This window comes from Polaromonas sp. P1_E1_2, from assembly GCF_056406035.1.
On sequence record NZ_JBFUAZ010000751.1, the window covers coordinates 1 to 1,743 of the forward strand.

Consider the following 1,743-nt stretch of genomic DNA (forward strand, 5'->3'; position numbering starts at 1 on the left):
GTACCGGCTCGCGCAGGTGTGGCTGGCGCTGGGCCAGCCCGCCAAGGCGCGCAAGGTGATTGCGCACCTGAGTCGCTTTGAGCCGCGCGTTGCTGCCCAGTTCGAGCGCGAGAACGAGTCCGTTTTTGCGGCCACCGGCGAGGCAGCCCATGCAGCCCACTGAGAGTCACCGCCGTTACTGGCGCAAGAACCTGGTTGTGACAGCTGCGCTGCTCCTGATCTGGTTCAGTGTCACGTTCGGCGTGAGCTACTTCGCGCGGGCGCTGAATTTCACTTTTTTTGGCTGGCCTTTCAGCTTCTGGATGGGCGCGCAGGGCGCCCTGGTGGTGTATTGCCTCATCGTCGGTTTTTATGCCTGGTACATGAACCGGCTCGATATTGAGCATGACGTGGCGGACGAGGACTGAATGGGCGGCTTTTTTGGTTCGCGCGACGGGGTCATGCTCTCGAGCCAGCAGTTCAAAAAGCAGTTGGACCGCATCTACCGCTGGTACACGCTGGGCCTGGTGGTGTTTGTGGTCGTCCTGGCGCTTCTGGAACGTGCGGGCCTGCCGCGCCTCTGGATAGGTACGGCCTTTTTGCTGGCCACCATAGGCCTCTATGCGGGCATAGGCGTCATGAGCCGCACCACCGACGCCTCCGAATACTATGTGGCAGGGAGGCGCGTGCCGGCGGTCTACAACGGCATGGCCACCGGCGCCGACTGGATGTCGGCGGCCTCGTTCATTGGTCTGGCGGGCACGCTTTACCTCACGGGCTACAGCGGCCTGGCTTTCATCATGGGCTGGACAGGCGGCTACTGCCTGGTCGCTCTGGTGCTGGCGCCTTACCTGCGCAAGTTCGGTCAGTTCACCATCCCGGATTTTCTGGGAGAGCGTTACGGTGGGCGACTGCCGCGGCTCATCGGCGTGGCGGCGGCTATTTTGTGCTCCTTCACCTATCTGGTGGCGCAGATTTACGGCGTGGGCCTGATCACCTCTTACCTGACCGGCATCGCGTTCGAGCTGGGCATCTTCCTGGGGCTGGGTGGCATCCTGGTATGTTCTTTCCTGGGTGGCATGCGCGCGGTGACCTGGACACAGGTGGCCCAGTACATCATCCTGGTGGTGGCCTACCTCATTCCGGTGATCTGGCTGTCGGTCAAGCAGACGGGCGTGCCAGTGCCGCAGCTGGTTTATGGCTTTCAGCTTGAAAAGGTCACGGCCAAGGAGAAAGAGCTGACGGCCGACCCCAAAGAGTTGCAGGTGCGCGAGCTGTTCCGGCAGCGCTCGGAAGCGCTGTCGGGCAGGCTGGAGCACCCCGCCGAGTCGCTGGCCGCCGACAAGCTGGCCGCCGCCAAACGAATGGAGCAGCTCAAAAGCGGCAATGCATCCGTGGCTGAAATTTCGTCGGCCGCCAGGGCGATGGCCGGCATGCCCCGGGACGAGGCCGCAGCCGTCAAGGCCTGGACGGCGGCCAGGGCCGCTGCGGACGTCAAAACCCAGCCGCTTAACGGCATGCCCGCCCACGCGGCCCAGTTCTCGGGCAATCCGGATGGGACCCCGAAAGAGCAGGAGACTTACGAGACTTCGCGCCGCAATTTTCTGGCGCTGGTTTTTTGCCTCATGGTGGGCACGGCGGCCTTGCCGCACATCCTCATGCGCTATTACACCGTGCCCAGTGTGCGGGAAGCGCGGCAATCAGTCACCTGGTCGCTGGTGTGTATCTTCCTGCTTTATTTCACCGCACCGGCACTGGCCGTGC

Annotated in this window: 2 protein-coding genes; both read left to right on the forward strand. The window is 63.2% G+C overall.

Annotation, left to right across the window (positions count from 1 at the left end; genetic code table 11):
• Nucleotides 1-149 precede the first annotated feature (149 nt).
• Nucleotides 150-407 (forward strand): DUF4212 domain-containing protein, encoded by a 258-nt coding sequence (locus AC1D1P_RS22485; RefSeq protein WP_457278787.1) that lies wholly within the window; start codon nucleotides 150-152, stop codon nucleotides 405-407.
• Nucleotides 408-1,743: VC_2705 family sodium/solute symporter (locus tag AC1D1P_RS22490; RefSeq protein WP_477674516.1), on the forward strand; the 1,336-nt coding region annotated here is incomplete at its 3' end.

Excerpts from the sequence above, each read along its gene's own strand:
- AC1D1P_RS22485 (WP_457278787.1), top strand. The coding sequence starts at position 150 with ATGCAGCCCACTGAGAGTCACCGCCGTTACTGGCGCAAGAACCTGGTT.